This window comes from Mannheimia bovis, from assembly GCF_014541205.1.
Classification (GTDB): Bacteria; Pseudomonadota; Gammaproteobacteria; order Enterobacterales; family Pasteurellaceae; genus Mannheimia; species Mannheimia bovis.
Window position 1 is genome coordinate 1,166,184 of the sequence record NZ_CP061280.1, and the last position, 24,535, is coordinate 1,190,718.

General features: G+C 40.8%; 22 protein-coding genes. 7 read left to right on the forward strand and 15 right to left on the reverse strand.

Annotation, left to right across the window (positions count from 1 at the left end; translation table 11 throughout):
• Positions 1-35: 35 nt before the first annotated feature.
• The 3 genes from ICJ55_RS05925 to ICJ55_RS05935 are packed head-to-tail and all read right to left on the reverse strand — an operon-like array spanning position 36 to position 2,855.
• Positions 36-2,183 carry a heavy metal translocating P-type ATPase gene (locus ICJ55_RS05925; protein ID WP_188155969.1) on the reverse strand — a complete coding sequence of 716 codons (2,148 nt, stop codon included), beginning with the start codon at positions 2,181-2,183 and terminating at the stop codon, positions 36-38.
• Complete coding sequence (locus ICJ55_RS05930; RefSeq protein WP_188155970.1) at positions 2,183-2,383, reverse strand: heavy-metal-associated domain-containing protein; 201 nt, start codon at positions 2,381-2,383, stop codon at positions 2,183-2,185. Before ICJ55_RS05930 ends, ICJ55_RS05925 begins: the two co-directional genes overlap by 1 nt.
• Before the next feature lie 13 nt (positions 2,384-2,396).
• Positions 2,397-2,855, reverse strand: coding sequence for a DUF411 domain-containing protein (locus ICJ55_RS05935; RefSeq protein ID WP_188155971.1), 459 nt, complete (start codon positions 2,853-2,855; stop codon positions 2,397-2,399).
• A gap of 91 nt (positions 2,856-2,946) precedes the next feature.
• Here ICJ55_RS05935 and ICJ55_RS05940 point away from each other — a divergent pair, with 91 nt between their 5' ends.
• Together ICJ55_RS05940 and parE are read left to right on the forward strand one after the other, a co-directional pair.
• The gene (locus tag ICJ55_RS05940) at positions 2,947-3,336 is read left to right on the forward strand and encodes a Cu(I)-responsive transcriptional regulator (RefSeq protein WP_188155972.1); all 390 of its coding nucleotides are present in this window, start codon (positions 2,947-2,949) and stop codon (positions 3,334-3,336) included.
• Positions 3,337-3,433: 97 nt separating this feature from the next.
• The gene (gene parE, locus ICJ55_RS05945; protein WP_188155973.1) at positions 3,434-5,347 is read left to right on the forward strand and encodes a DNA topoisomerase IV subunit B; all 1,914 of its coding nucleotides are present in this window, start codon (positions 3,434-3,436) and stop codon (positions 5,345-5,347) included.
• A 73-nt stretch (positions 5,348-5,420) separates the two neighbouring features.
• On the opposite strand, the gene plsY is transcribed toward parE, so the two are convergent.
• A complete protein-coding gene (plsY, locus tag ICJ55_RS05950; RefSeq protein WP_188155974.1) occupies positions 5,421-6,023 on the reverse strand; it encodes a glycerol-3-phosphate 1-O-acyltransferase PlsY in 603 nt (200 codons plus the stop codon).
• 69 nt (positions 6,024-6,092) lie between these two features.
• Here plsY and folB point away from each other — a divergent pair, with 69 nt between their 5' ends.
• The 4 genes from folB (at position 6,093) to ICJ55_RS05970 (ending at position 9,828) form a co-directional block, all read left to right on the forward strand.
• A complete protein-coding gene (gene folB, locus ICJ55_RS05955) occupies positions 6,093-6,449 on the forward strand; it encodes a dihydroneopterin aldolase (RefSeq protein WP_188155975.1) in 357 nt (118 codons plus the stop codon).
• Positions 6,446-7,348, forward strand: a complete 903-nt coding sequence (locus ICJ55_RS05960) for a DMT family transporter (protein ID WP_188155976.1) — start codon at positions 6,446-6,448, stop codon at positions 7,346-7,348. Before folB ends, ICJ55_RS05960 begins: the two co-directional genes overlap by 4 nt.
• A 14-nt stretch (positions 7,349-7,362) precedes the next feature.
• The gene (cdd, locus tag ICJ55_RS05965) at positions 7,363-8,268 is read left to right on the forward strand and encodes a cytidine deaminase (RefSeq protein ID WP_188155977.1); all 906 of its coding nucleotides are present in this window, start codon (positions 7,363-7,365) and stop codon (positions 8,266-8,268) included.
• A 168-nt stretch (positions 8,269-8,436) separates the two neighbouring features.
• Positions 8,437-9,828: a DASS family sodium-coupled anion symporter gene (locus ICJ55_RS05970; RefSeq protein WP_188155978.1), complete on the forward strand. Its 1,392-nt coding sequence runs from the start codon at positions 8,437-8,439 to the stop codon at positions 9,826-9,828.
• Between the two features lie 48 nt (positions 9,829-9,876).
• Here ICJ55_RS05970 and ICJ55_RS05975 read toward each other — a convergent pair whose 3' ends face one another.
• Both ICJ55_RS05975 and clpB read right to left on the reverse strand, forming a co-directional pair.
• Positions 9,877-11,019 carry a 5-methyltetrahydropteroyltriglutamate--homocysteine S-methyltransferase gene (locus ICJ55_RS05975; protein ID WP_188155979.1) on the reverse strand — a complete coding sequence of 381 codons (1,143 nt, stop codon included), beginning with the start codon at positions 11,017-11,019 and terminating at the stop codon, positions 9,877-9,879.
• A gap of 177 nt (positions 11,020-11,196) precedes the next feature.
• Positions 11,197-13,764, reverse strand: a complete 2,568-nt coding sequence (clpB, locus tag ICJ55_RS05980; RefSeq protein ID WP_188155980.1) for an ATP-dependent chaperone ClpB — start codon at positions 13,762-13,764, stop codon at positions 11,197-11,199.
• Between the two features lie 266 nt (positions 13,765-14,030).
• Between clpB and ilvD the strand changes: the two genes are divergently transcribed.
• Positions 14,031-15,878: a dihydroxy-acid dehydratase gene (gene ilvD / locus ICJ55_RS05985; RefSeq protein WP_188155981.1), complete on the forward strand. Its 1,848-nt coding sequence runs from the start codon at positions 14,031-14,033 to the stop codon at positions 15,876-15,878.
• Positions 15,879-15,941: 63 nt separating this feature from the next.
• Here the strand turns inward: ilvD and ICJ55_RS05990 are convergent, their stop codons facing one another.
• From ICJ55_RS05990 to dnaX, 9 genes are all read right to left on the reverse strand, one after another.
• Complete coding sequence (locus ICJ55_RS05990; protein WP_188155982.1) at positions 15,942-17,231, reverse strand: MFS transporter; 1,290 nt, start codon at positions 17,229-17,231, stop codon at positions 15,942-15,944.
• 202 nt (positions 17,232-17,433) lie between these two features.
• Positions 17,434-17,757 carry an RnfH family protein gene (locus ICJ55_RS05995; RefSeq protein WP_051411624.1) on the reverse strand — a complete coding sequence of 108 codons (324 nt, stop codon included), beginning with the start codon at positions 17,755-17,757 and terminating at the stop codon, positions 17,434-17,436.
• Positions 17,747-18,181, reverse strand: coding sequence for a type II toxin-antitoxin system RatA family toxin (locus tag ICJ55_RS06000; protein WP_025235658.1), 435 nt, complete (start codon positions 18,179-18,181; stop codon positions 17,747-17,749). The genes ICJ55_RS05995 and ICJ55_RS06000 overlap by 11 nt, the downstream gene beginning before the upstream one ends.
• Before the next feature lie 54 nt (positions 18,182-18,235).
• On the reverse strand, positions 18,236-19,291 hold the full coding sequence (modC, locus tag ICJ55_RS06005; protein WP_188155983.1) for a molybdenum ABC transporter ATP-binding protein ModC: 1,056 nt from the start codon (positions 19,289-19,291) through the stop codon (positions 18,236-18,238).
• Positions 19,278-19,970 carry a molybdate ABC transporter permease subunit gene (gene modB / locus ICJ55_RS06010; RefSeq protein ID WP_188157691.1) on the reverse strand — a complete coding sequence of 231 codons (693 nt, stop codon included), beginning with the start codon at positions 19,968-19,970 and terminating at the stop codon, positions 19,278-19,280. The genes modC and modB overlap by 14 nt, the downstream gene beginning before the upstream one ends.
• The gene (modA, locus tag ICJ55_RS06015) at positions 19,970-20,728 is read right to left on the reverse strand and encodes a molybdate ABC transporter substrate-binding protein (protein WP_188155984.1); all 759 of its coding nucleotides are present in this window, start codon (positions 20,726-20,728) and stop codon (positions 19,970-19,972) included. The genes modB and modA overlap by 1 nt, the downstream gene beginning before the upstream one ends.
• Before the next feature lie 9 nt (positions 20,729-20,737).
• Positions 20,738-21,499, reverse strand: coding sequence for an ABC transporter permease (locus ICJ55_RS06020; protein ID WP_188155985.1), 762 nt, complete (start codon positions 21,497-21,499; stop codon positions 20,738-20,740).
• A gap of 1 nt (position 21,500) precedes the next feature.
• Positions 21,501-22,409, reverse strand: coding sequence for an ABC transporter ATP-binding protein (locus tag ICJ55_RS06025; protein ID WP_188155986.1), 909 nt, complete (start codon positions 22,407-22,409; stop codon positions 21,501-21,503).
• A gap of 4 nt (positions 22,410-22,413) precedes the next feature.
• Complete coding sequence (dnaX, locus tag ICJ55_RS06030) at positions 22,414-24,453, reverse strand: DNA polymerase III subunit gamma/tau (protein ID WP_188155987.1); 2,040 nt, start codon at positions 24,451-24,453, stop codon at positions 22,414-22,416.
• Between the last annotated feature and the right edge of the window lie 82 nt (positions 24,454-24,535).

Sequence of the window (24,535 nt, forward strand, 5' to 3'; positions counted from 1 at the left end):
ATTTGTAAATTTTTTTGCAAATTCAACCGCTTGAATTATTTCAATAATCTTTGGCTATTCAGCACTACCGTAATAGAGGACAATGTCATCGCAATCGCAGCAATCATCGGGTTGAGTAACCAACCGGTAAACGGATAAAGCACTCCCGCAGCGACAGGAATCGCAACGATATTATAGAAAAAAGCACCAAGCAAGCTCTGTTTCATATTTTGTAGCACACGTTTTGAGAAAGGGAAGATTTGGCTCACCGGCTCTAATCCGCTTTTCATTAGGGAAAGATCGGCAGTTTCCACCGCAATATCCGAGCCATTGTGCATTGCAATACCCACATTCGCTTGGGCGAGAGCCGGTGCATCGTTAATGCCATCGCCAATCATTGCGACTTTTTTCCCTTCAGCCTGCAACTGACGAATTTTTTCGGCTTTTTGCTCCGGTAATACTTCAGCAATCACGCCATTTAAGCCCAACTCTTTAGCAAAATAGTTAGCGGTTTCTTGGTGATCGCCTGTAAGCATCAAGCATTGATAACCTTCAGCTTGGAACTGTTGGATTGTAGATTTGGCTTCAGGACGCAGTTGGTCTTGCACCGAAATTCTACCAACAACTTCATCATTAACTGCAACATAAATAAGTGTGGCAGTACAAGCGGTGGTTTTTTCCAAAAAATTTACAAATACGGCATTGCCGATTTTAATTTTATCTTCTCCCACTTTGCCTTGAATGCCTAATCCTTTCTCCACTTGAATTTCACTTACCTCGCAAGCGGTCTGATTTTCCGCAAATTTTACAATTGCCTTCGCAATAGGGTGAGAGGCGTGTTGCTCTAAACTTTTGGCAAGAGCAATCAAATGATTTTTATCAAAATCATTGAACGTAATAACTTCCGTAACCTCCATTTGCCCAGTAGTAAGCGTACCAGTTTTATCGAAAACTAAAGTATCAATTTCGCTCCCTGCTTGTAAGGCTTGAATATTTCTGACTAATACGCCAAATTCTGCCGCACGAGCTACACCCGCAATGGTGGAAAGTGGAATGGCTAATCCCAACGCACAAGGGCAGGCAATGATTAATACGGTGGTAAAAATGGAAAGTACAAAGGCGAAATCTTGCCCGACAAGAAGCCAAATCAAGGCAGCAAGTAAAGCGATAGAAACCACCACAGGCACAAACACAGCGGCGACTTTATCGACAAATTGAGCCAGTGGAGGCTTGCTACTTTGTGCGTGGCGAACGGCATTAATTACACGGGCGAGAGCGGTTTGAGAGCCAACTTGTTCGGCAATGTAAATACCTGAGCCATCTTGAACCAGCGTACCGGCTCGGACTTTATCGCCTATTTTTTTCTCAATCGGCAATGCTTCGCCTGTAAGCATTGATTCATCAACCCAAATTGAGCCACTTGATAAAATGCCATCAACCGCTAGGCGATCGCCTGTTAAGGCTTGCACCTGCATTTCAGGCTTAATGCCCTTCGCCGGAATGGTTTTTGCAATATTTTCTTCAAAAATGACCGCTTGTTTCGGGGCGAGATCGAGCAATTTTTCCAATGCAAGGGAAGAACGTTGTTTGGCTTTAAGTTCAAGATATTTCCCTAAATTGATAAAGCCGATAATCATCACACTCGCTTCAAAATAAACGTGAGCATTCGACTGTGGAAACAGCGTAAGCCAAAGTGAATAAAGCCAAGCCGTGCCGGTGCTTATTGCGACTAACACATCCATATTGGCAGATTTATTTTTAAGAGCATTATAAGCTCCTAAAAAGAACGATTTGCCTGAAAAATACATTGTAGCAACTGTGATAAGAGACCAAATCAACCAAAGTGAACGGTTGTTTTCGGTAATCTGCATACCTTTGTAAAAGCCAAACACGACTAATACAAAGCCAATAACAAGAGCCACAATAAATTGTGTACGCTTATGGTTTAGCACGCGTCTTGTTTGAGCTTGTTGCTTAGCTCTGCGTTCTTCCTCACTTTCCAATATCTCTGCCCCAAAACCGATTTTAGTAACGGCAGCAATAAGTGCTTCTGAAGGGGCGTTTCCTTGCACAAAAGCGGTTTGATCGGCAAGATTAACAGAAGCAAAACTGACGTTTTCTACTTTAAGCAATGCTTTTTCTACCCGACGAACACAGGCAGCACAGTGCATTCCGTCAATTAAGAGTTGTTGTTCGGTTATCATCACGCTAATTTCGCTTCAAAACCAATATCTTCAACTGCTGCAATTAAATCTTCAGCCAAAACTTCGCCTTCAACTACCGCAGTTTGATTTTCTAAGGTTACTAGGGCTTGAGTTACACCTGCCACTTCATTTAAGGCTTTTTCGACACTTTTTACGCAGTTGCCGCAATGTAATCCGTCTAGTTGTAATTTGATTGTCATACTAAGCTCCTATTTATTTATCATTATGGGTGTTGAAAATGGTTGTTGAGCCATCTTTTTTCAGCAATAGCACATCATATTTTTCTTTTACCCCATTATGTTTTGGTTGATCCATACCCGGTGAACCAATCGGCATTTTAGGTACGATTAGTCCTACCGCATCTACAGGTTTTTCTGTTAGTAAGCGTTTGATATCTTCGGCAGGAACGTGTCCTTCAATCAAATAGCCATCAACCATTGCACTATGGCAGGCTTGTAATTTGGGTTGTAAGTTAAGTTTTTGATGGATTGCTTGATTACCGGTATCATTGGCTTTCACGCCAAAACCATTCTCTTTTAAATGATCGATCCAAAAGTTACAACAACCACAAGTTGGCGTTTTCCATACTTCTACGGTTGATTGTGCATAAGCCAGCGAAAATAGAGCGGTTGCAGCCCATAGAGTGGTAGTTTTAAATAGTGTTGATTTCATACAATGCTCCTAGCAACAAACTAAAAAATGACAAATCAATCATTTGCGTATATGCTAAACCCTAACCTTAGGTTAAAGTCAAGAGGGAAAAATGAATATCAGCCAAGCCGCCGAAAAAACAGGGTTATCCACCAAACAAATTCGTGATTATGAAAAAGCGGGGTTACTTCCGGCTCCAAATCGTACACAATCTGGTTATCGTTTTTATAATGAAGCTGATTTAGACCGATTATTTTTTATTTGTAATGCAAGAAAAGTGGGTTTCTCACTTGCTCAAATTACCGCATTATTGAAATTAAATGATAATCCAAACCGCACTAGCCGAGAGGTTAAACAACTTACCGAGCAGCATATTGCGGAGCTGGAACAAAAAATAAATGATTTAAACGAAATGCTGAAATTACTCAGAAGTTGGAGCCGCACTTGCTGCGGCAACAACAGCCCTGAATGTTCGATTTTGAATGGATTGAGAGATCATTGAACCTACAAGCGGTCTAATTTTCCTAAAACTTTGCAAAAGCGGCTAAATTTACTTAAAATTCAGCCTTATTTTATTTTGTAGCCTAAGAGAAAGAATAATGTCAGAAAAACGCTATGGAGCGGATGAAATTACCGTTCTGAAAGATCTTGAGCCTGTGCAGCTTCGTCCGGGTATGTACACCGATACCACACGCCCGAACCATTTAGGGCAAGAGGTGATTGATAACAGTGTGGATGAGGCACTATCAGGTTATGCGGATAAAATTGATGTTATTCTTCACGCCGATAATTCGTTGGAAGTGATTGATAATGGGCGAGGAATGCCGGTGGATATTCACTCTACCGAAAAAATTTCCGGTGTTGAGCTTATCTTAACTAAACTGCACGCTGGCGGTAAGTTTTCGAATAAAAATTACACCTTTTCAGGTGGTTTACACGGGGTGGGGATTTCGGTAGTAAATGCACTTTCCGAACGGGTAGAAATTCAGATCAAACGTGGCGGAGAGGTTTATTCCATTGCCTTTGCTAACGGCGCGAAAGTGGAAGAGCTGACGGTTATCGGCACTTGCCCGAAAAAGCAAACCGGTACGACTGTGCGTTTTTACCCGAACCCAAAATATTTTGATAGCCCACGTTTTTCGGTCAGCCGTTTACGTCATTTATTGCGTGCGAAAGCGGTACTTTGCCCGAAACTGACCATCAACTTCATTGATAAAATCAATAACACCGAAGAAACTTGGTACTACGAAGACGGTTTATCCGATTATTTAACGGAAGCCTTAAATGGTTATGAAACAGTGCCAAATCCACCGTTTATTGGCGATGTAACCGCCGAAACGGAAGCGGTAAGCTGGGCGTTAACTTGGTTACCTGAAGGTGGGGAGTTAGTAGCAGAAAGCTATGTAAACCTCATTCCAACGGCTCAAGGTGGTACTCACGTTAATGGTTTGCGTAACGGCTTGTTAAAAGCAATGGTGGAGTTCTGCGAAATTCATAATTTATTGCCGAAAGGGGTGAAACTGACGGCAGATGATGTGTGGAATCGTTGTGCTTATGTGCTTTCACTCAAAATTCAAGAACCGCAATTTGCAGGGCAAACCAAAGAGCGTTTGTCTTCCCGCCAAGCCTCAAGCTATGTGGATAACACCTTAAAAGATGCGTTTAGTTTATGGTTAAACCAAAACGTACAAACGGGTAAATTGATTGCAGAAATGGCAATCAGTTCTGCTCAAAGCCGTTTGCGTGCAGCGAAAAAAGTAGTGCGTAAAAAGCTCGTGAGTGGACCGGCTCTGCCGGGTAAATTGGCGGATTGTACCGCTCAAGATTTAAGCCGCACCGAACTTTTCTTGGTGGAGGGGGATTCTGCGGGTGGCTCGGCAAAACAGGCTCGCGATAAAGAGTATCAAGCCATTCTTCCGTTACGTGGTAAGATTTTGAACACTTGGGAAGTTTCATCAGATCAAGTGTTAGCCTCGCAAGAGGTGCACGATATTGCGATTGCATTGGGGATCGATCCTGATAGCGATAATTTAGAGGAATTACGCTACGGTAAGGTTTGTATTCTAGCAGATGCCGATTCAGACGGTTTACATATTGCAACGTTGCTTTGTGCATTATTCCTCCGCCATTTCCCACAATTAGTGAAAAACGGACACGTTTATGTGGCAATGCCACCGCTTTACCGTATTGATATTGGTAAAGACGAAGTGCATTACGCCTTAGACGAGAGCGAAAAAGAGGCAATTTTGGCTCGTCTTGCTAAGAAAAAAGGCAAGCCGAATGTGCAACGCTTTAAAGGATTGGGCGAAATGAACCCAAGCCAGTTACGTGAAACGACAATGGAGCCTAGCACTCGTCGTTTAGTGCAATTAACCTTTGATGAAAGCGTTGAAGTGGAAGAGGGCGAAATTAGTACCTTTGAGATTATGGATATGCTACTCGGCAAAAAAAGAGCGGAAGATCGTAAACAATGGCTGCAAAATCGAGGTGATGAAGCAGATTTAGCGGTTTAGTGCATTACAAGAGGTAAGATTCTGTTAATAATTTGCAAATAGGCATAGTGTTTTTAGCACTATGCCTATTTTTTTATACTTTCTTCTTCAATTTACCCCACACTTTATCTTCTTGTCCACGCCATAGGCGTTGAATATTATCGTGGTGGCGGTAAACCAATAAACAGCACACCAACGCTACCGGGAAGGTAAATTGCGGTTCAAACCACCAAATATAGAACGGTACAACTAGAGCGGTAAGTACGGCACTTAACGAAGAATATCCGGAAATCAAAAACACCAAAAGCCAAGTACAAATTGCTCCACCTGCAACAATAAAACTCAACGCAGAAATTGCCCCAAATGCAGTAGCAACGCCTTTTCCTCCTTTGAATTGAAAGAAAACCGGGAAGATATGCCCCAGACAAACCGCTAATGCAATAAAACCAAGTTCTGAAGGGGATAAGCCAAAATAAATTCCCATTGCTACAGGTAATGTGCCTTTTAAAATATCGAACAGCAACACACCTAATGCGGCACTTTTTCCACCAATGCGTAGCACATTGGTCGCACCTGCATTATGCGAGCCGGTTTCTCTTGGATCGGGCAAGCCTGCAAGTTTGCAAAAAATAATCGCACTTGAAATTGAGCCTAGCAAATAGCCAATCAAGATCAATAAATAGGGAATTAAAGTCATAAATTTTCCTGATTAAATTTATCTTGTGCTATATTTTACAGAAATTTAGAAAATAAAACAGGACGAAAAATGAGTGATAAAGTGTTTATCCGAGAGCTAACTGCGTTTGCATCTATTGGGGCTTATGATTGGGAGCATACTATCAAACAGCGTTTAGTATTTAATATTGATATGGCGTGGGATTTTTCCAAAGCCGCAGAAACCGATGATGTGCAGTATTGCTTAAATTATGCCGAAGTGTCGGAAAAAGTCCTACATTTTGTCGAATCTCAACCGTTTAAGTTAGTGGAAACTGTTGCTCATCAACTGGCAGAGTTATTGCAAAAAGAGTACCAACTTTCTTGGATTCGCATTGAATTACATAAACCAAAAGCGGTGGCTCAAGCAAGTAGTGTGGGGGTAATTGTGGAACGAGGTCATCAATGACTTCGTACTCACTGAAACTTGGCTATTTCAGTTTAATTGTGGCTACCCTTTTCTGGGGTGGAAATTTTGTATTAGGTAAAGTGTTAAGCGGCTCAGTTCAGCCTATCACATTAACATATTTGCGGTGGCTTCCGGCATTTTTAATTTTAGCGTTGCTCTTTTTTCGCCCGACTTTACGAGCAATACCCTTATTCAAACCCCGTTTAGGTGTAATGTGGCTGCTAGGGCTACTTGGGGTAATTTTATTCCCCGCAACCTTATATGAAGGCTTAAAAACCACAACGGCACTCAATGCCAGCCTCTATTTAGCCATTTCGCCTGTCTTGGTGCTGTTTTTAAATCGACTTGCTTTTAAAGAGAAAATTAGCCCGATTATTTTAACAGGTGCAATTATTAGCTTGCTCGGTGTGCTGTGGCTATTAATGCAAGGAGAGTTTTCTCTCTTATTCAACCTTTCAATTAATAAAGGCGATTTATGGGCGATTGCCTCCACCGTAAGCTGGGCACTTTATTGCTGTGTGATTCGGCTACGTCCGCAAGGCATAAATAATACCGTATTTCTTACTGTATTAGTTGGGTTAGCCGTTATTACATTAACACCTTTTTTTATTTATGAATATGTAACAGAATCTGCAAAAAATTTAGTAAATTTGACCGCTTTACAATGGAGCGGAATAGGTTATTTAGTTATTGGACCGTCCATTCTCTCTTACGCTTTTTGGAATTTTGGTATTGCGATAGTGGGTTCAGCTAAAGGAACGGTAATGACTAACTTCACACCACTGTTTGCAGCCATTTTTAGTATCATTTTATTAAATGAAGCAGTCCATATTTACCATATTATTAGTGCCGTATTGATTACGGCAGGCATACTGATTTGTAGCTATAAAAAATATTAACCGGAGGTAGTAATATGTTTCGTACAGAAATTTTAGAACGTTTTGAACAATTAATAGCGGAGAAAAATTGTGAAATCACAAAAGCGGTAATTGAGCAACTTATCAGGCAAGATTTTCACGGACAGTTATCTTATGAAGTTGTTGATGAACTATGTGAAAAATTTAAACGCTCTCGCATTGAATTAGCCCTATTTTGTATTTCAATTGCCGCTTGCTATGCGGTTACGCCCGTCTCTCATTTTAATGTTGGAGCAGTAGCAGTTGGGAAACGTGGCGATTTCTATTTCGGGGCAAACCAAGAATTTTCAGGGGAATGTATGCAGCAATCGGTTCACGCAGAGCAGAGTGCGATTTCCCACGCGTGGCTTGCAGGCGAAACCTTGATTACAGATGTAGTGGTTAATTACACCCCTTGCGGACATTGCCGCCAATTTATGAATGAACTTAGTGGAGCTGAAAATCTAAAAGTGCATTTACCGCATAGCCAAGATAATTTGTTACATAGCTACTTGCCCGATAGTTTCGGACCCAAAAATTTAGGCATTGAAAAAGTGCTATTTGATAACCAAGCTCAGCAGTTTGAGGTTACAGGCGATAAATTACAACAAGCTGCTATTGTTGCCGCAAACTCTTCCTATGCACCTTACAGTAAAGCCTTTAGTGGCATTGCATTGAAGGTAGGTGAACGTATTATTTGTGGGAGGTATGCCGAAAATGCAGCATTCAACCCAACTTTTTTACCATTGCAAAGTGCATTGAATTATCGTCTGTTTTTAGGGCTGGCAGATGTGCCTGTTGAGCGAATTGTATTAGCAGAAGCAGTGGGCACATTAAGTAGTAAGGCTATGACGAAAGCCTTAGCCAAGTCCTTACTGGATTTAGATACTGAATACGTTCCATTACAAGCGGTCCTCTTTTGAGGAAATTTTACAATTAGATAATATACTTCCTAAAGCGAGCAGAAATGCTTGCTTTTTTATTCTCTATCTTTTTGATTTACCTCATATTTTGGTACTTTTTTGCTGATAGCAAGTTGTAATTTTAGTTAAGATATTCCCCATAATTAAAAATAACTATAAGGATTTGAAATGAATAATGCACTTATTTTAGAACAAGTTAAAAAGAATCGGCGTGATATGGCTATTTTTATAGCGGATGTTGTACTTTTCTTTGTTTTACTGAAAACATTACCTTTTGAGCCGGAGCCAACCAAAGGCTTAGCTCTTTTAGCTTTTGTTGCTATTTTATGGCTCACGGAAGCGGTTCACGTTACCATTACTGCTCTTTTTGTGCCTGTGTTGGCAATTGCATTGGGGGTGGTTACTTCAAAAGAGGCATTAAGTGCCTTTGCTGATCCAACTATCTTCTTATTCTTTGGAGGTTTTGCATTGGCTGCCGCATTGCATATCCAAAAAATTGACAAAATGATCGCAAATAAAATTATGGCTCTGGCAAAGGGAAAATTATTTGTTGCCGTACTTTATTTATTTGGTGTTACGGCTTTTTTGTCAATGTGGATGAGCAATACCGCAACGGCTGCGATGATGCTACCTCTTGCATTAGGTATTCTCAGTAAAATGGACAGAGAATCGGAACGCAATACTTATACTTTCGTATTACTTGGTATTGCGTATAGTGCAAGTATCGGCGGAATGGGGACTTTAGTCGGAAGCCCGCCAAATGCGATTGCAGCTTCCCAGCTACACCTTACATTTTCCGATTGGTTGATGTATGGCTTGCCGGTTATGTTGATTATTTTGCCATTAGTCATTTTTATTTTATATATCACTTTCAAGCCTAGATTTAACCAAGATTTTGAGTTTGAATTTGAACAAATTAGCTTTAATCGGCAACGTGTTATTACGCTGAGCATTTTTCTTTTCATTGCGTGTTGTTGGGTGCTAAGTAGTGTGATTAATCCGCTTATTTCAAGCTTCTTAGGCTTAAAATCTAATATTGGCAACTTTGATAGTATTATTGCACTCGTTGCTTCCTTGCTATTGTGTGTAACAAAAGTAGTGAGTTGGCAACAAATTCAAGACAATACAGAATGGGGAATATTATTTCTCTTTGGTGGCGGGCTCACCTTGAGTGCCGTACTTAGCCATACAGGGGCAAGCCGAATTATGGCGGAAGGTATTATCTCTTTAATTGAAGGCAAACATTATTTTATTGTGTGCTTAATTATTGCTGCTTTTATTATCTGCTTAACGGAGTTTACTTCAAATACCGCAAGTGCAGCATTACTTGTGCCGATATTTATCTCTATTGCAGAGGCTTTAAATATCAACCCACTTGGATTTGCCTTAATTATTGGGCTAGGGGCATCTTGTGCCTTTATGTTGCCTGTAGGAACGCCACCTAATGCCATTGTTTACGGAACAGGTTTGGTTAGACAAAAAGATATGCTCAAGTCTTATAAAATCGATTTGCTTTGTATATTAGTGATTGCCGGAATTGGTTACTGGTTCTGGTTGTAAATGAAAATAGCCAAGTGATTACTTGGCTATTTTTTTATAAAAAGGGAATTACTTACCCCAAACTTCTTCCGCAATTTCTTTAATTAAGTTTAATTTCGCCCACTGTGCTTCTTCAGTTAAAATATTCCCTTCTTCGGTGGATGCAAAACCACATTGTGGCGATAAACATAATTGGTTAATCGGTACAATTTGAGCAGCTTCTTTAATACGTTCGATGATCGCATTTTTATCTTCCAAATCACCAAATTTCGAGGTAATTAAACCTAAAACCACTTGTTGATTTTTAATATGACGTAACGGCTCGAATGTACCTGCACGCTCGGTATCATATTCTAAGAAGAAACCGTCAATACGGCATTTGCCGAATAATGTTTCAGCAACAGGACCATAACCACCTTCCGAGAACCAAGAAGAACGGAAGTTACCACGACAAATGTGCATTGTAATAGACATATCGGCAGGTTTGGCATCAACAATACGATTTAATAAGGCAACATATTTTTCGGCTAAATCAGTTAAATCGAAACCTCTTGCCTCAAATTCTTTACGTTTGTCTTCGGCACAGAATTGTCCCCAGCTTGTATCATCTAGCTGTAGGTTGCGTAATCCCATTTCGTAGAATTTGTACATTGCCTTAATATAAGCATTGGCAATATCATCATAAAGTTTTTGCTCGTCTTGATATTGTGGAAGTGGCTGGTAGTTTTCATCTCGCACACAGCAGATAACGTGCAACATTGTTGGAGCAGGAATAGTAAATTTAGTTGGATAATCGCCAGCTGCTTCTTTTAAAATGCGGTAAGCATCAATAAAAGAGTGATTGTCCGAGAAATCAATATCACCTACGATTTTTACGGTTTGACCCTTCGGCTTATGACCCGTGAAGTTTACATTAAAGACTTCTGTTTCTTTCCAATCCATACCGTCTAATTCAGCTAAGAAATCCAAATGCCACCAAGTACGGCTGAATTCACCGTCAGAAACCGCTTTTACGCCGTGTTGTTTTTGCAGTTCAACGAGTTTTTTAACCTCTTGGCGGGTTACTTCTCTGAGTTCCTCACGGCTAATTTTTTGTTGGTTGAAATCTTCTCTCGCTTGCTTTAACGCATCAGTACGCAAAAAACTGCCTACAATATCATTGCGATAAGGGGCTTGGGTACGAATGGTTGCTTCCGGAAATAATTGGCTCATAAAATCACTCCTTGTAATTGTATTGTGTTATAAACACTGTTAATCATAGCAAAAAGAGCAATAAAAAGCCCTTCATTAGTTTATGAAAATTAATGAAGGGCAGTATGAAAATTTTTACTATACAAGCGGTTCTTTTTTGCAAATTTTTTGCAATTTTTAACCGCTTGTTAAAGGCGATTATTGTATTGCCACAATACGCCCGTCTTGGTAATCCACGGTTACAGGTTTGTTCGGTAATAATTTACCGCTTAAAATCTGTTGAGCGAGTGGATTTTCAAGCTCTTGCTGAATAGCACGTTTAAGAGGTCTTGCTCCAAATAATGGGTCAAAGCCGGCATTGCCGATATGATCTAAGGCTTCATCCGTTACCGTTAGGCTATAACCACGTTCCGCCAAGCGAGTGATTAAGCGTTGTAGCTGAATTTTCGCAATTGAGCGGATATGGTCTTGTCCTAACGAGTGGAACATTACCGTTTCATCAATACGGTTGATAAACTCAGGACGGAAGTGGTGTCCAACAACTTCCATTACCATCTCTTTAACCGCATCATAGCCCTTATGTGCATTCTCTTGAATGAGGTGCGAGCCTAAGTTTGAGGTCATAATCACAACGGTATTACGGAAATCAACGGTTCTGCCTTGACCATCGGTTAAACGCCCGTCATCTAACACTTGCAGTAAAATGTTAAACACATCAGGGTGAGCTTTTTCTACCTCATCAAGTAAAACGACAGAGTATGGACGGCGGCGAACCGCTTCGGTTAAATAACCGCCCTCTTCATAGCCTACATAGCCCGGAGGAGCTCCCACTAAGCGAGATACGCTGTGTTTTTCCATAAACTCAGACATATCAATACGCACCATTGCATCAGGGTCATCAAACAAGAAGTTGGCTAATGTTTTGCTCAATTCTGTTTTACCCACGCCGGTTGGACCTAAGAATAAAAACGAACCAATCGGTTTATTCGGGTCAGAAAGCCCTGCACGGCTACGGCGAATGGCATTTGCCACTGCATCCACTGCTTCATTTTGACCGATAACACGAGCGTGCAATACGTCTTCCATACGAAGGAGTTTTTCTTTCTCGCCTTCCATCATTTTAGCAACAGGAATGCCCGTTGCTTTTGAAAGCACTTCGGCAATTTCTTCTTCGGTTACTTTGGTGCGAAGTAATTGCGTTTCTGCATTTTTTTCACCATTTTCGACCGCTTGCAATTGTTTTTCTAAGTTTGGAATAACGCCATATTGCAACTCAGACATTTTCTCGAAGTTGTTTTCACGGCGAGCTTGATCCATCGCAATGCGAGCGTTTTCCAACTCTTCTTTAATATGTTGTGTGCCAAGCAGTGCTGATTTTTCCGCTTTCCATACTTCCTCAAGCTCTGAATATTCACGCTCTTTCGCCGCCATTTCTTCGTCTAATTTAGCTAAACGTTGGCGGCTGGCTTCATCTTCCTCTTTTTGTAACGCTTGGCGTTCGAGTTTAAGTTGGATAATACGGCGTTCTAATTTATCTAATGGCTCAGGTTTAGAGTCAATTTCCATACGCAGGCTTGAAGCCGCTTCATCAATCAAGTCAATCGCTTTGTCCGGTAATTGACGGTCAGAGACATAACGGTGCGAAAGTGTTGCCGCTGCCACAATTGCCGGGTCGGTAATTTGCACGTGGTGGTGGATTTCATAACGCTCTTTCAAGCCACGCAAAATAGCAATGGTATCTTCCACTGTTGGCTCATCCACCAATACTTTTTGGAAACGGCGTTCAAGAGCCGCATCTTTTTCAATGTATTGACGATATTCGTCTAACGTGGTTGCCCCAACGCAATGCAATTCGCCACGGGCAAGGCTTGGTTTTAGTAAGTTGCCGGCATCCATTGCACCGTCGGTTTTGCCTGCTCCTACCATCGTGTGAATTTCATCAATAAAGAGAATAACTTGCCCTTCTTCTTTGGCGAGTTCGTTTAAAACCGCTTTTAAACGCTCTTCAAATTCGCCACGATATTTCGCCCCGGCAATTAATGCTCCCATATCCAGAGAAAGTACACGCTTGTTTTTCAAGCCTTCAGGTACTTCGCCATTGACAATACGTTGAGCTAAACCTTCTACAATTGCTGTTTTTCCCACGCCCGGCTCGCCGATTAACACAGGGTTATTTTTAGTACGGCGTTGAAGCACTTGCACCGCACGGCGGATTTCTTCATCACGCCCGATAACCGGGTCTAATTTGCCTGCTTTTGCACGTTCGGTTAGGTCAATCGTATATTTTTTCAATGCTTGACGGGTTTCTTCCGCATTTTGATTATTCACGTTTTCTCCTCCTCGAATTTGGCTGATTGCTTGTGTCAGTTTTTCTTTGCTCAAGCCAAACTTTTTAAATAATTTGCCTAAATCGCCATTATCGTCAATTGATGCCAATACAAACAATTCAGATGAAATAAAGCTATCACCAAATTGCTGTGCCAGCTTATCAGATTGATTTAACAATCTAACCAATTGTTGCGAAACCTGCGTATTACCGCCTTGAACTTGCGGCAAGCGGTCTAAAATGGCTTGTAATTCACTGATCAAAGTCTGTACATTGATATTTAATGCAGTAAAGAGTGGGGCAACCGATCCGCCCTCTTGTTTCAGTAACGCATACAGTAAATGAGCAGGTTCGATATAAGGGTTATCTTTTCCGACTGCAAGGGATTGCGATTCAGCTAACGCTTCTTGCAGTTTTGTGGTCATTTTCTCAAAATTCATATCTACTCCAGAATTTATTTATTTTTAATAATGAATTAAGCGGTGTAATAAACGCTTAACCTTTAACGATGTTATAAATAGTGTTTGTCAAGCAGTTTTCAAGTAAAAATGTGAAAAAGATCACAAAATTGTTGCCGTTAGCAGAGCCAACGTTCAAAAAGCGATGCTTTTTGTGCCCACTTATAAAAAAATTACCGTAGATGAAAAAATTCAAGTAGAATAATTTCTTTATAACGAATACAACATCAAAAAATTTGGAGAAAATTATGCCTATTTTACGTTCTGCGACTTCTACACAAGGTCGTAATATGGCGGGGGCTCGTGCATTATGGCGAGCTACCGGTATGAAAGAAAATGATTTCGGTAAACCGATTATTGCAGTGGTAAACTCCTTTACTCAATTTGTGCCAGGGCACGTTCATTTAAAAGATATGGGGCAATTGGTTGCGGCTGAAATTGAAAAAGCGGGTGGTGTGGCAAAAGAATTTAACACCATTGCAGTGGATGACGGTATCGCAATGGGGCACGGCGGTATGCTGTATTCCCTGCCGAGCCGTGATTTAATTGCCGATAGTGTGGAATATATGGTAAACGCTCACTGTGCCGATGCGATGGTTTGTATTTCCAACTGCGATAAAATCACACCGGGAATGTTAATGGCGGCAATGCGTTTGAACATTCCGACTATTTTCGTTTCAGGCGGACCAATGGAAGCCGGTAAAACCAAGCTTTCCGATCAATTAATTCGTTTAGATTTAGTTGATGCAATGATCGAAAGTGCAGACCCAAATGTGTCTGATGAACGTATTGATGCGATTGAAAAACACGCTTGCCCTACCTGCGGTTCTTGTTCAGGAATGTTTACTGCAAACTCAATGAACTGTTTAACCGAAGCCTTAGGTTTAAGTTTGCCGGGCAACGGTTCAATGCTTGCTACCCACGCAGACCGTAAAGAATTATTCCTAAAAGCAGGGCGTGAAATTGTCGAACTTTGCCGTAAATATTACCAAGAAGATGACGAAAGCGTGCTACCACGTTCGATTGCAAGTTTTGATGCCTTTGAAAACGCAATGAGTTTAGATATTGCAATGGGCGGCTCAAGTAACACCGTGCTTCACTTATTAGCAGCAGCTCAAGAAGCCGGTGTGGATTTCAAAATGGCAGACATTGACCGTCTTTCTCGTGTTGTACCGTGTTTAAGCAAAATTGCACCAAATACCAATAAATACCATATGGAAGATGTGCACCGTGCGGGTGGTATTATGGGCTTATTGGGCGAGTTAGATCGTGCCGGTTTAATTCATCGCCACGTAAAAACTGTATTGGGAATGACAATTGAAGAGCAGCTAAACCAATACGATATTATTCGCAACAAAGATGAAGATTTGCATAAATTCTTCCGTGCCGGTCCTGCGGGCATTCGTACTACTAAAGCGTTCTCGCAAGATTGTCGCTGGGATACGGTTGATGATGACCGTGAAAACGGCTGTATCCGTAACGTAGAAAATGCCGTAACCAAAGAAGGTGGCTTAGCCGTATTATTCGGTAATATTGCTGAAGATGGCTGTATTGTAAAAACCGCAGGGGTTGATGAATCTATTTGGAAATTTACTGGCACGGCGATTGTATTTGAAAGCCAAGAAGATGCAGTAGCAGGTATTTTAGGTGGAAAAGTGAAAGAAGGGCATATCGTGATTATTCGCTACGAAGGACCGAAAGGCGGACCGGGTATGCAAGAAATGCTTTATCCAACCAGCTACTTAAAATCAATGGGCTTAGGCAAAAAATGTGCGTTATTAACAGATGGACGTTTCTCCGGTGGTACATCAGGTTTATCCATCGGACATGCTTCACCGGAAGCCGCTTCAGGCGGTGCAATAGCCTTGATTAATGATGGCGATACGGTATCTATCGATATTCCAAACCGTTCAATCAATTTAATGATTTCAGATGAAGAGTTGGCTGCTCGCCGTAAAGAGATGGAAGCTCGTGGCGATAAAGCGTGGCAACCGGTTAATCGCAAACGTGAAGTGTCATTTGCATTAAAAGTGTTCGGACATTTTGCAACTTCAGCGGATAAAGGTGCGGTGCGGGATATTTCATTGTTGAAATAATAAATTTAAAAGTAATAAAGCCTCAATATTGAATGTTGAGGCTTTATTTTTTGTGATTACATTTTATTTTTTCTGCTTAAGAAAATTCACTGTACAAGCTGCAATCAACAATACTACTGCCGCACCTAAATAGAGCTCGTTCTTTTTCCAGCCAGCATCTAATAAAACACCGGCAAGGGTTGGAGAAACGATTGAACCTAGACGACCTACCCCGATTGCTGTACCAACCCCTGTACTGCGGAAGTCCGGTGCATAAAGTGTTGGATTAATCGTATATAAACCGGTAATACAACCATTAATTAATCCACCCACAAGAATTGCTAAGGCAATGGCTAAGCCTAAAGTACCGGAGAATACAAAGGCAACAACGGCAGTGGCAGACAGAATGCTGAATAGCTGTAAAATATTTTTTGCAGCCCAGCGACTAACTAAGAAACCGAAAATTAATGAGCCGATTGTTCCACCCACAGAAATTGCCATACCTACAGTTTGGCTTTGGGTTTTTGGCATTCCGGCTTCTTCTAGCAGTGCCGGTGTCCACGAACTGATAAAGTAGAACGATGCAGAAATCGCAATAAATGCAACCCAAATTAATAGGGTATTACGGCGATATTCAGGCTCAAATAAGCGGGTAATAGCAACTTTATTTTTGCCTTTTGTTTCCACTTCTGGCAATTCCCAACCTGTGCCTAAACCAAGTTTAACCGCAATTTTATTTAAACGTTCTTTAGCATTAGCCGGTCTTTTTGAAATTAAAAACTCAACGGATTCAGGCAATACAAAAAAGAGTAAGATAAATACAGAACCTGTTAAGATTGCACCCACTAAAAATACTGCTCGCCAGCCGTAAATATCTTGTAATAATACGGCAGACATACCACCTAACATTGCCCCAATTCCAAAGCCTGAAGCATAAATAGCAATTGCCAATCCACGCCATTTTTGGCTTGAATATTCGCTTACTAATACGTTTGTGCCGGTTAAAATGGAAGCAACGCCCAAACCTGTAATGACACGGTATAAGCCGATTTCAAAAGCAGAAGAGGCAAAATAGGTCAGTAACATACCTAAAGTAGCTAAGCCTGTTCCAATTAAAAGCAGCGGGCGGCGACCAAATTTATCAGCAAGAGGCGAAAGGAATAATGAACCGATAGCCATACCAAATAAGCCGGCACTCATTAATGTGCCGATGGCAGCTCCATCTAAATTTAATTCTTCTCGAATACTTTTAGCGGTAAAGGCGAGTGCCATTAAGTCAAAGCCATCAAGTAAGTTAAGTAATACCGTAAGACCTACAACCATCCATTGAAATGGGGCCATTTTGTTGTGAGCAATTTGGTTGCGAATATCCATAGTTGTTCTCCAAAAATAATGTATAAAGCTATTGTTATAGCTTGAACTATATGGACTTAAAGAAAATTAATCAAACGCAAAATTTACATAAAATTTATGAAAGATTTTCATAATAAGGTTTTAATGGAGGAAGGGAAAGTGAAAATAAAGTTGAAAGCTTGCCCCTCTTAATAAAAGAGGGGAAGGGGAGTTGATAACGGTTTTATTTCTTCTCAGCTTGTTCAGCTGCTCTTTTGCGTCTAATTTCTTTCGGATCAGCAATCAGAGGACGGTAGATTTCAATTCTATCGCCATCTTCTACTGTTTCATTGAGTTTGGCAGGGCGGCTGAAAATACCGACTTTATTTTCACGTAAGTCGATTTCAGTATATTTTTCTAACACACCTGAGAGCAGAATAATATTTTGAATAGTGGTAGTTTGCGGCACTTGTAGCTTTTTGAGGAAATATTTATCCGGATAGGCATAAAGCACTTCTACGTTAATCTCTTGTATTTCCTGCTCTGTTTGACGTTGTTCAGACACCATAGACCTCTTTTGCACGTTGTTTAAACGCATTCACCATTTTTAACGTAAGTTCGTTGAATACCTTGCCGAAAACTAATGCCACAATCGGGCTTGAAAATTCAAAATTAAGTTCAAGTGAAATTTTACAGCTCTGTTCATCGAACGGAGTGAATGTCCAAAAACCGTGTAAATGGCGAAAAGGACCTTCCACTAAAGTCATTTCAATTTTATAGGGTGGGCTCATTTTATTATGAGTGCTAAACGTTTGGCTAATCCCCAATTTTTGAATATGAAGCTCAGCAGTTAATTCATTTTCCCCTGTGCTTAAGGTTTTTGTACTCACACAGCCTGATAAAAACTCAGGATATCTCTCATAATTATTTACAAGCCGGTACATTTGTTCAGCACTGTAAGGCACAAGGGCAGATTGATTAACAATTGGCATAATATCTCTTTTTTGAATTAACAAGCGGTCATATTTTACAGGAAATTTGCAAGCCTATAAAGAAACGCTTTTGATTTGAAGGTAAACCTCTTGCCCTTCTTTAAGTGAAAGTTCATCAAAAGACCACAAGCTTATCGTACTCCAAATCGTTTGATTTTCGACAAGAACAGCCACATCAACCCGATCTAAATGGGTTTCGATTTTCTGTACATCACCTTTTAACACGTTGCGGATCGAACTTTGCATTGGCTTTTGCAGGCTAATAGAAACATCTTTACTCGCAATGGTAACACGCAAATTTTCGCCCATTTGATGACGAGGAAGTTGGTTAATCCAAAGGCGTTGCTTATTTAGCCCTAATCCAAGCATATTGTAGCTTGATTGCTGCTCTTTTATCGGTAGCTCAAGCAAACTGATACGTTGATTGTTTGGTTGCCAATCAGCAAAAGCAGGACTATGCCACACATTAATAACGCTATCAAATGCCATCACTTTGCCGTTATTAAGCAAAAGCAGCTGATCGGCAAGACGGATAATTTCGTCTAAACTGTGGCTAACATAGAGAATGGGGATATTGAGCTGAGTAGCTAACTTATCCAAATAATCCAATAACTCTTGTTTGCGTGGAAGGTCAAGAGCAGATAAAGGCTCATCCATCAATAAAATATCGGGCGAACTTAGTAATGCACGCCCAATGGCAACCCGTTGTTTTTCTCCACCGGAGAGACTTTCAGGATAGCGATCTAATAGGTGTGAAATGCCTAAGAGCTCAACAATTTGCAAAAAATCGGCAGAATCTGACCGCTTGTAGCCATATTTCAGATTTTTCTCTACCGAATAATGGGGGAATAGGCGATGCTCTTGGAATACATAGCCAATATTGCGTTTTTCAGGCGGTAGGTTGATGCCTTTTTGACTATCAAACAGCACCCGTCCGTTTAATTCAATCAGCCCAGATTGTGCAGTAGAAAGCCCCGCAATTAAATTAATCAGGCTTGATTTACCCGCCCCCGAACGCCCGAAAATAGCAGTAATGCCTTGAGCAGGAATATCCAGATTGACATTCAAATCAAGATTACCGAGTTGCTGAATAAGGTTAATTTTTAGCATAACGTTTCTGCCTTTCCGCCAACCATTCCGAACAGAATAAGGCGATTAATGAAATCGCAATCGCCACCAAACATAATCGGGCGGCAGCCATTTCACCATCAGGGGTTTCAATAAAGGTAAAAAGTGCAGCCGGAATGGTTTGGGTTTGGTTGGGAATATTGGAGACAAAGGTAATGGTTGCCCCAAATTCTCCCAATGATCGTGCAAAGCCTAATACCGCTCCTGCAACAATACCCGAAAAGGAGAGCGGTAAGTTAAGGGTAAAAAACACCTTTAGCGGACTTGCCCCTAATGTACGAGCCGCTTGTTCTAGTTTAGGATCTACCGCCTCTAGGGCTAAACGAATAGAACGTACCATCAGTGGAAACGCCATTACCATAGAAGCTAGTACAGCCCCTTTCCACGAGAAGCTAAAGCTAAAATTAAACCACTCCCATAAATATTGCCCGATAACACCTCGTTTTGCCATTGAGATAAGCAATAAATAGCCAATAACAACAGGGGGCAAAACGAGGGGAAGATGAACGATACCGTTCAGGAGGCTTTTACCCCAAAATTGTTTGCGAGAAAGTAACCAAGCCACCCACACGGCAAATGGCAAGGCAAGCAGCACTGCAATAGAAGCAACTTTTAGGCTGAGAACAATCGCATTGAGTTCTTGTGGGGTAAAATCAAACATCATTCAATAGGTTTAAATCCAGCGGCTTCAAATCGAGCTTTGGCTTCCGGTGTTTGTAGAAAATCTAAAAATTTTACGGCAGATTGCTTTTCACTCACCACTGCGGCAGGGTAAACAATTTCGCCATAGCTTTTTTGTGGGAACACTGCGACTATTTTCACTTTATTCGATACTTTGGCATCGGTTTCATACACAATGCCTAATGGTGCTTCACCTCGCTCCACAAAAGAAAGGGCATCTCGCACGTTTTTTGCCCGAGCTAATTTTGGCTCAATCGTTTCCCATAAATTATAGTAAGTTAAGGCTTTTTGAGCATATTTTCCAGCGGGAACGTGGGCAGGATCACCCACAGATAAATAACTATTTGTTAATTCTTTGGCAAAATTGACCGCTTGTATATTGTCTGCTTGAATTTGACTTTCTTTTGGTGCAACTAAAACCAGCTCATTATTGACTAGGTTTATTCTATTTTTAATTTTAGCAGACTGTTTTTGTGCGAGGTAATCCAGCCATTGTAAGTCAGCTGAAATAAAAAGATCGGCTGGAGCATCTTGCTCAATTTGTTTAGCTAACGCAGAGGAAGAAGCAAATGAAAATGTGATTTTATCTTCCGGATATTTTTTCTCAAAATCTTGCCCGATTTCTTGCAACACATTATTCATTGAAGCAGCAGCAAAAACGGTAACATTTTCTGCAAATGCCATATTAAGTGTTAATGCAAAAATAGTGCTGATAGATAATTGATTTAACATTTTCATATTGATTACCTAAGAACGTAGCCCAATTCCTCGCTGAATTAATGAATAAGCCACAATATATAGCACCACACATAAGGAAGCTAATACTGCAAATGTATAAAATAGTGGCACATCACTAATACCGAGAAAACCATACCTCAAGCCGTTTATCATATAGACAATCGGATTGAATTTTGACACCGTTTGCCAAAATTCAGGGAGTAATGAAATAGAGTAAAACACTCCACCTAAATAAGTAAGCGGCGTAAGCACGAAAGTAGGAATTAACCCTACATCATCAAACGATTTCGCAAAAACCGCATTAATTAAACCACCTAATGCAAAGGCGACAATAGTTAAAAACAGTGTTAAAGCAATGATGGTAAAGGAGTGAATATTAAAACTCACAAATACCATTGCAACTAACATTACCAAGAGTGCAGCCAAGCCGGCTCGTAAAATACTACCCAATAAATAGCCCCAAATAATGTTATGGGTGGAAAGGGGCGAAATCAGTAGTTCTTCAAAATCTCGGGTAAATTTGCTTAAGAAGAAAGACGAAGCGGTATTAACATAAGAGGCAGTAATTGCCGTCATCATAATTAAGCCGGGAGCAATAAATTCCATATAGCCCACGCCATTCATCTCACCAATACGTCCACCAATTAATTTTCCGAAAATTAAAAAGTAGAGGGTAGTGGTAATCACAGGTGGCACAAGGGTTTGTCGCCAAATTCTCAGAATACGGTGGCACTCTTTGCACGCTAAAGTATAAAATCCGATCAAATTCATTTTATTGAGCCATATTGATAAAAAGTTCTTCTAAGCGGTTGGATTTATTCCGCATACTTAATACTTCCGTACCTTGAGCCGCAATTTGCGAAAAGAGGTTTGTCAGCCCTTGCTGGCGTTTCACATTGACTTCAAGTGTATTTTCATCAATCCATTTATGCGGATAATCTTGAATGACAAGCGGTTGATTTTTATCAGAATATTGCAAATCTAACACAAACACTTCACTTTCTAACTTTGCAAGCAAGGCTTTCATTGAGGTATTTTCAATCAATTCACCATTTTGAATAATACCGATATGACGGCACAGGGTTTCCGCCTCTTCCAGATAATGCGTAGTCAGAATAATGGTTGTGCCTTGATTGTTTAGATCACGTAGAAAATCCCACAATGAACGGCGGAGTTCAATATCCACACCTGCGGTTGGTTCATCTAAAATCAGCAGTTTAGGGTGATGCATTAAGGCTCTGGCAATCATCACACGGCGTTTCATTCCGCCGGAAAGCTCACGAGTAAGATGTGTGCGTTTTTCCCATAAATCGAGCTGTTTTAACCATTTTTCGGCACGAATAAGAGCCTCTTTGCGTGGAATACCGTAAAAACCGGCTTGTTGTACCAGCACATCAATGACTTTTTCAAACTGATTAAAATTAAACTCTTGTGGTACAAGCCCGATTTGATGCTTTAATTCCACTTTTTGTGTATCTAAATCGTAGCCAAACACTTTTACACTACCACTTGTTTTATTCACAAGGGAGCTAATAATACCAATGGTGGTGGATTTTCCTGCACCGTTATGCCCAAGTAGAGCGTAGAAATCCCCTTGCTCTACTACAAGGTTGATCCCTTTTACCGCTTTTACACCGGTCGGGTAGGTTTTCACAAGATCAATTAATTCTAATGCTTTCATCTATTTACTCACTCTGTGCAACCGCTCGAATGGTCGATTCATCAATTTGTGCATCGAAGGCGTTGCGAAGTAACATTAATTTTTCATCGTTCAGCAAAGCAGATTTTGCTGCTTCAGTGAGTTGTTTGAAAATGGCTCGACGAATTTCCAGCGGCGTTTGTTTATCAGCATTGTCGCCGATAGATAAATCATAGCTATAGCCTTTTTCAGTCAATGCCACTTCTAAATTTTTACGAGATTCCACATTATCTAAATGTGCCATATTGGGCTTTAACACCAATGAAAGATGGTTGTCTGCGAGTTTATCTAAGTAGCTGTTTAAGGCAATTTGGCGTGAAAAACCGCCTAAATTAAGCGAATTAGCAATCTCACACCATTTATCTTGTTGGCAAGATAAATCAATGGTTTTTGCCACTAGTTCTGGTGTACGTTCTTGCAAAATAGCTTGCTTAATATCCGACGGTTTGGCACTGTCTGCTTGGTTTTCTAATTCAGGGTTGAGCCAAGTCCAACGGTAATCTTCATCGTCTATGCTTTTAGGCGTGTTTTCTACTTTTGAAACGGATTGATGTGCCGTTTGCTGTTGATTTTCTGCAAATTGGATAAATCGTTCTTGTAATGAAGCGGTCGAATTTTCCGATTTTTTTGCAATAAATTGAGGCGTTTTTAACTCAGGCTTTTTTTTTTCGGCTTGAGTTAAATCAGCTTGCTGTTGCTGTAATTTTTTGCGGGCTTCAAGTGCAGCCATTGCCGGAGAAAACGTAGTGGTATTTTCTTCTTTAGGCATTATAGGAGCTACAGTTGGTGCTTGTGTCGTTTGTGAAGCCACTACCGATTTTTGCTGATTTTTCTCTAAGGTTTCTCTTAGTTGAGCAATTTGATTTTGTGGCTTCGGCTGAGTATTTGTAACCACATTAGTTTGCGGAACGGCAGATACCGTTGGAATGACCATAGTTGCCATTCTTTCCGCCTGTTTTGGGTGGAAAGCTAATGCACGCAGTATCGCCATTTCCACACCGGCACGTTGCTCGGGTGCAAAAGGTAGCTCTTTTTTGCTGTTAAGGATAAGTTGATAGAAAAACTGCACATCTTCAGGTGGCATCTGTTTTGCCAGAAAATGAATGAGCGTTTCTTCTGCGGCGGTAGTTTTGACTAATTGTAACATCGCAATTTTGTGCAATGTTTCTGCAATATCACTCAGTAATTGTTGCCAATCTACTCCTTTAGCGGCAATTTGCTCAATGATTGCCATTGCTTTTTCGCCATCAGCTTGGGCGATTGCTTGCACTAATTCTAATGGCTGATTGTCATCAATGAGCCCTAACATTTGGCTTACCGCATCGAGAGTAATATTGGCGTTACTCATTGCGATAGCTTGATCAGTGAGACTGAGTGAATCGCGAATACTGCCGTGAGCCGCTTTCGCTAATTTTTCGATCGCAAGCGTTTCATAAGGTATGCTTTCTGCATTAAGAATAAACTCTAAATGGTTGGTAATTTGTGATTGTTCCAATGCACGCAAATGGAATTGCATACAACGTGATAAAATTGTGATCGGCAACTTTTGCGGATCGGTTGTGGCTAAAAGGAATTTAACGTATTCAGGGGGTTCCTCAAGGGTTTTGAGTAACGCATTGAAACTGTGGCGAGAGAGCATATGCACTTCGTCAATCAGGTAAACCTTAAAACGCCCAACGGTTGGTTTGTATTGTACGTTATCAAGTAGCTCTCGGGTATCTTCCACTTTGGTGCGAGAGGCTGCATCGATCTCAATCAGATCGATAAAATGCCCTTCTTCGATTGCTTTGCAATTGGCACATTCTCCACAAGGTTCAGCAGTAATGCCATTTTCGCAGTTTAGCCCTTTTGCAAAAAGGCGGGCAATGGAGGTTTTTCCCACGCCTCGAGTGCCTGAAAACAGATAGGCGTGATGAAGCCTATCTTCTCTTAAACTGTTTTCAAGAGCAGATAAAACGTGCTGTTGCCCAACGACTTCAGAGAAGCGTTGAGGTCTCCATTTGCGGGCTAGAACCTGATAACTCATATTTGTTCTTTATTCATTTTGTAGGAGCTAATTGAAATTAGCTCCTACTGGTTGCAAAAAATTGAGAAGATACAACCGCTTG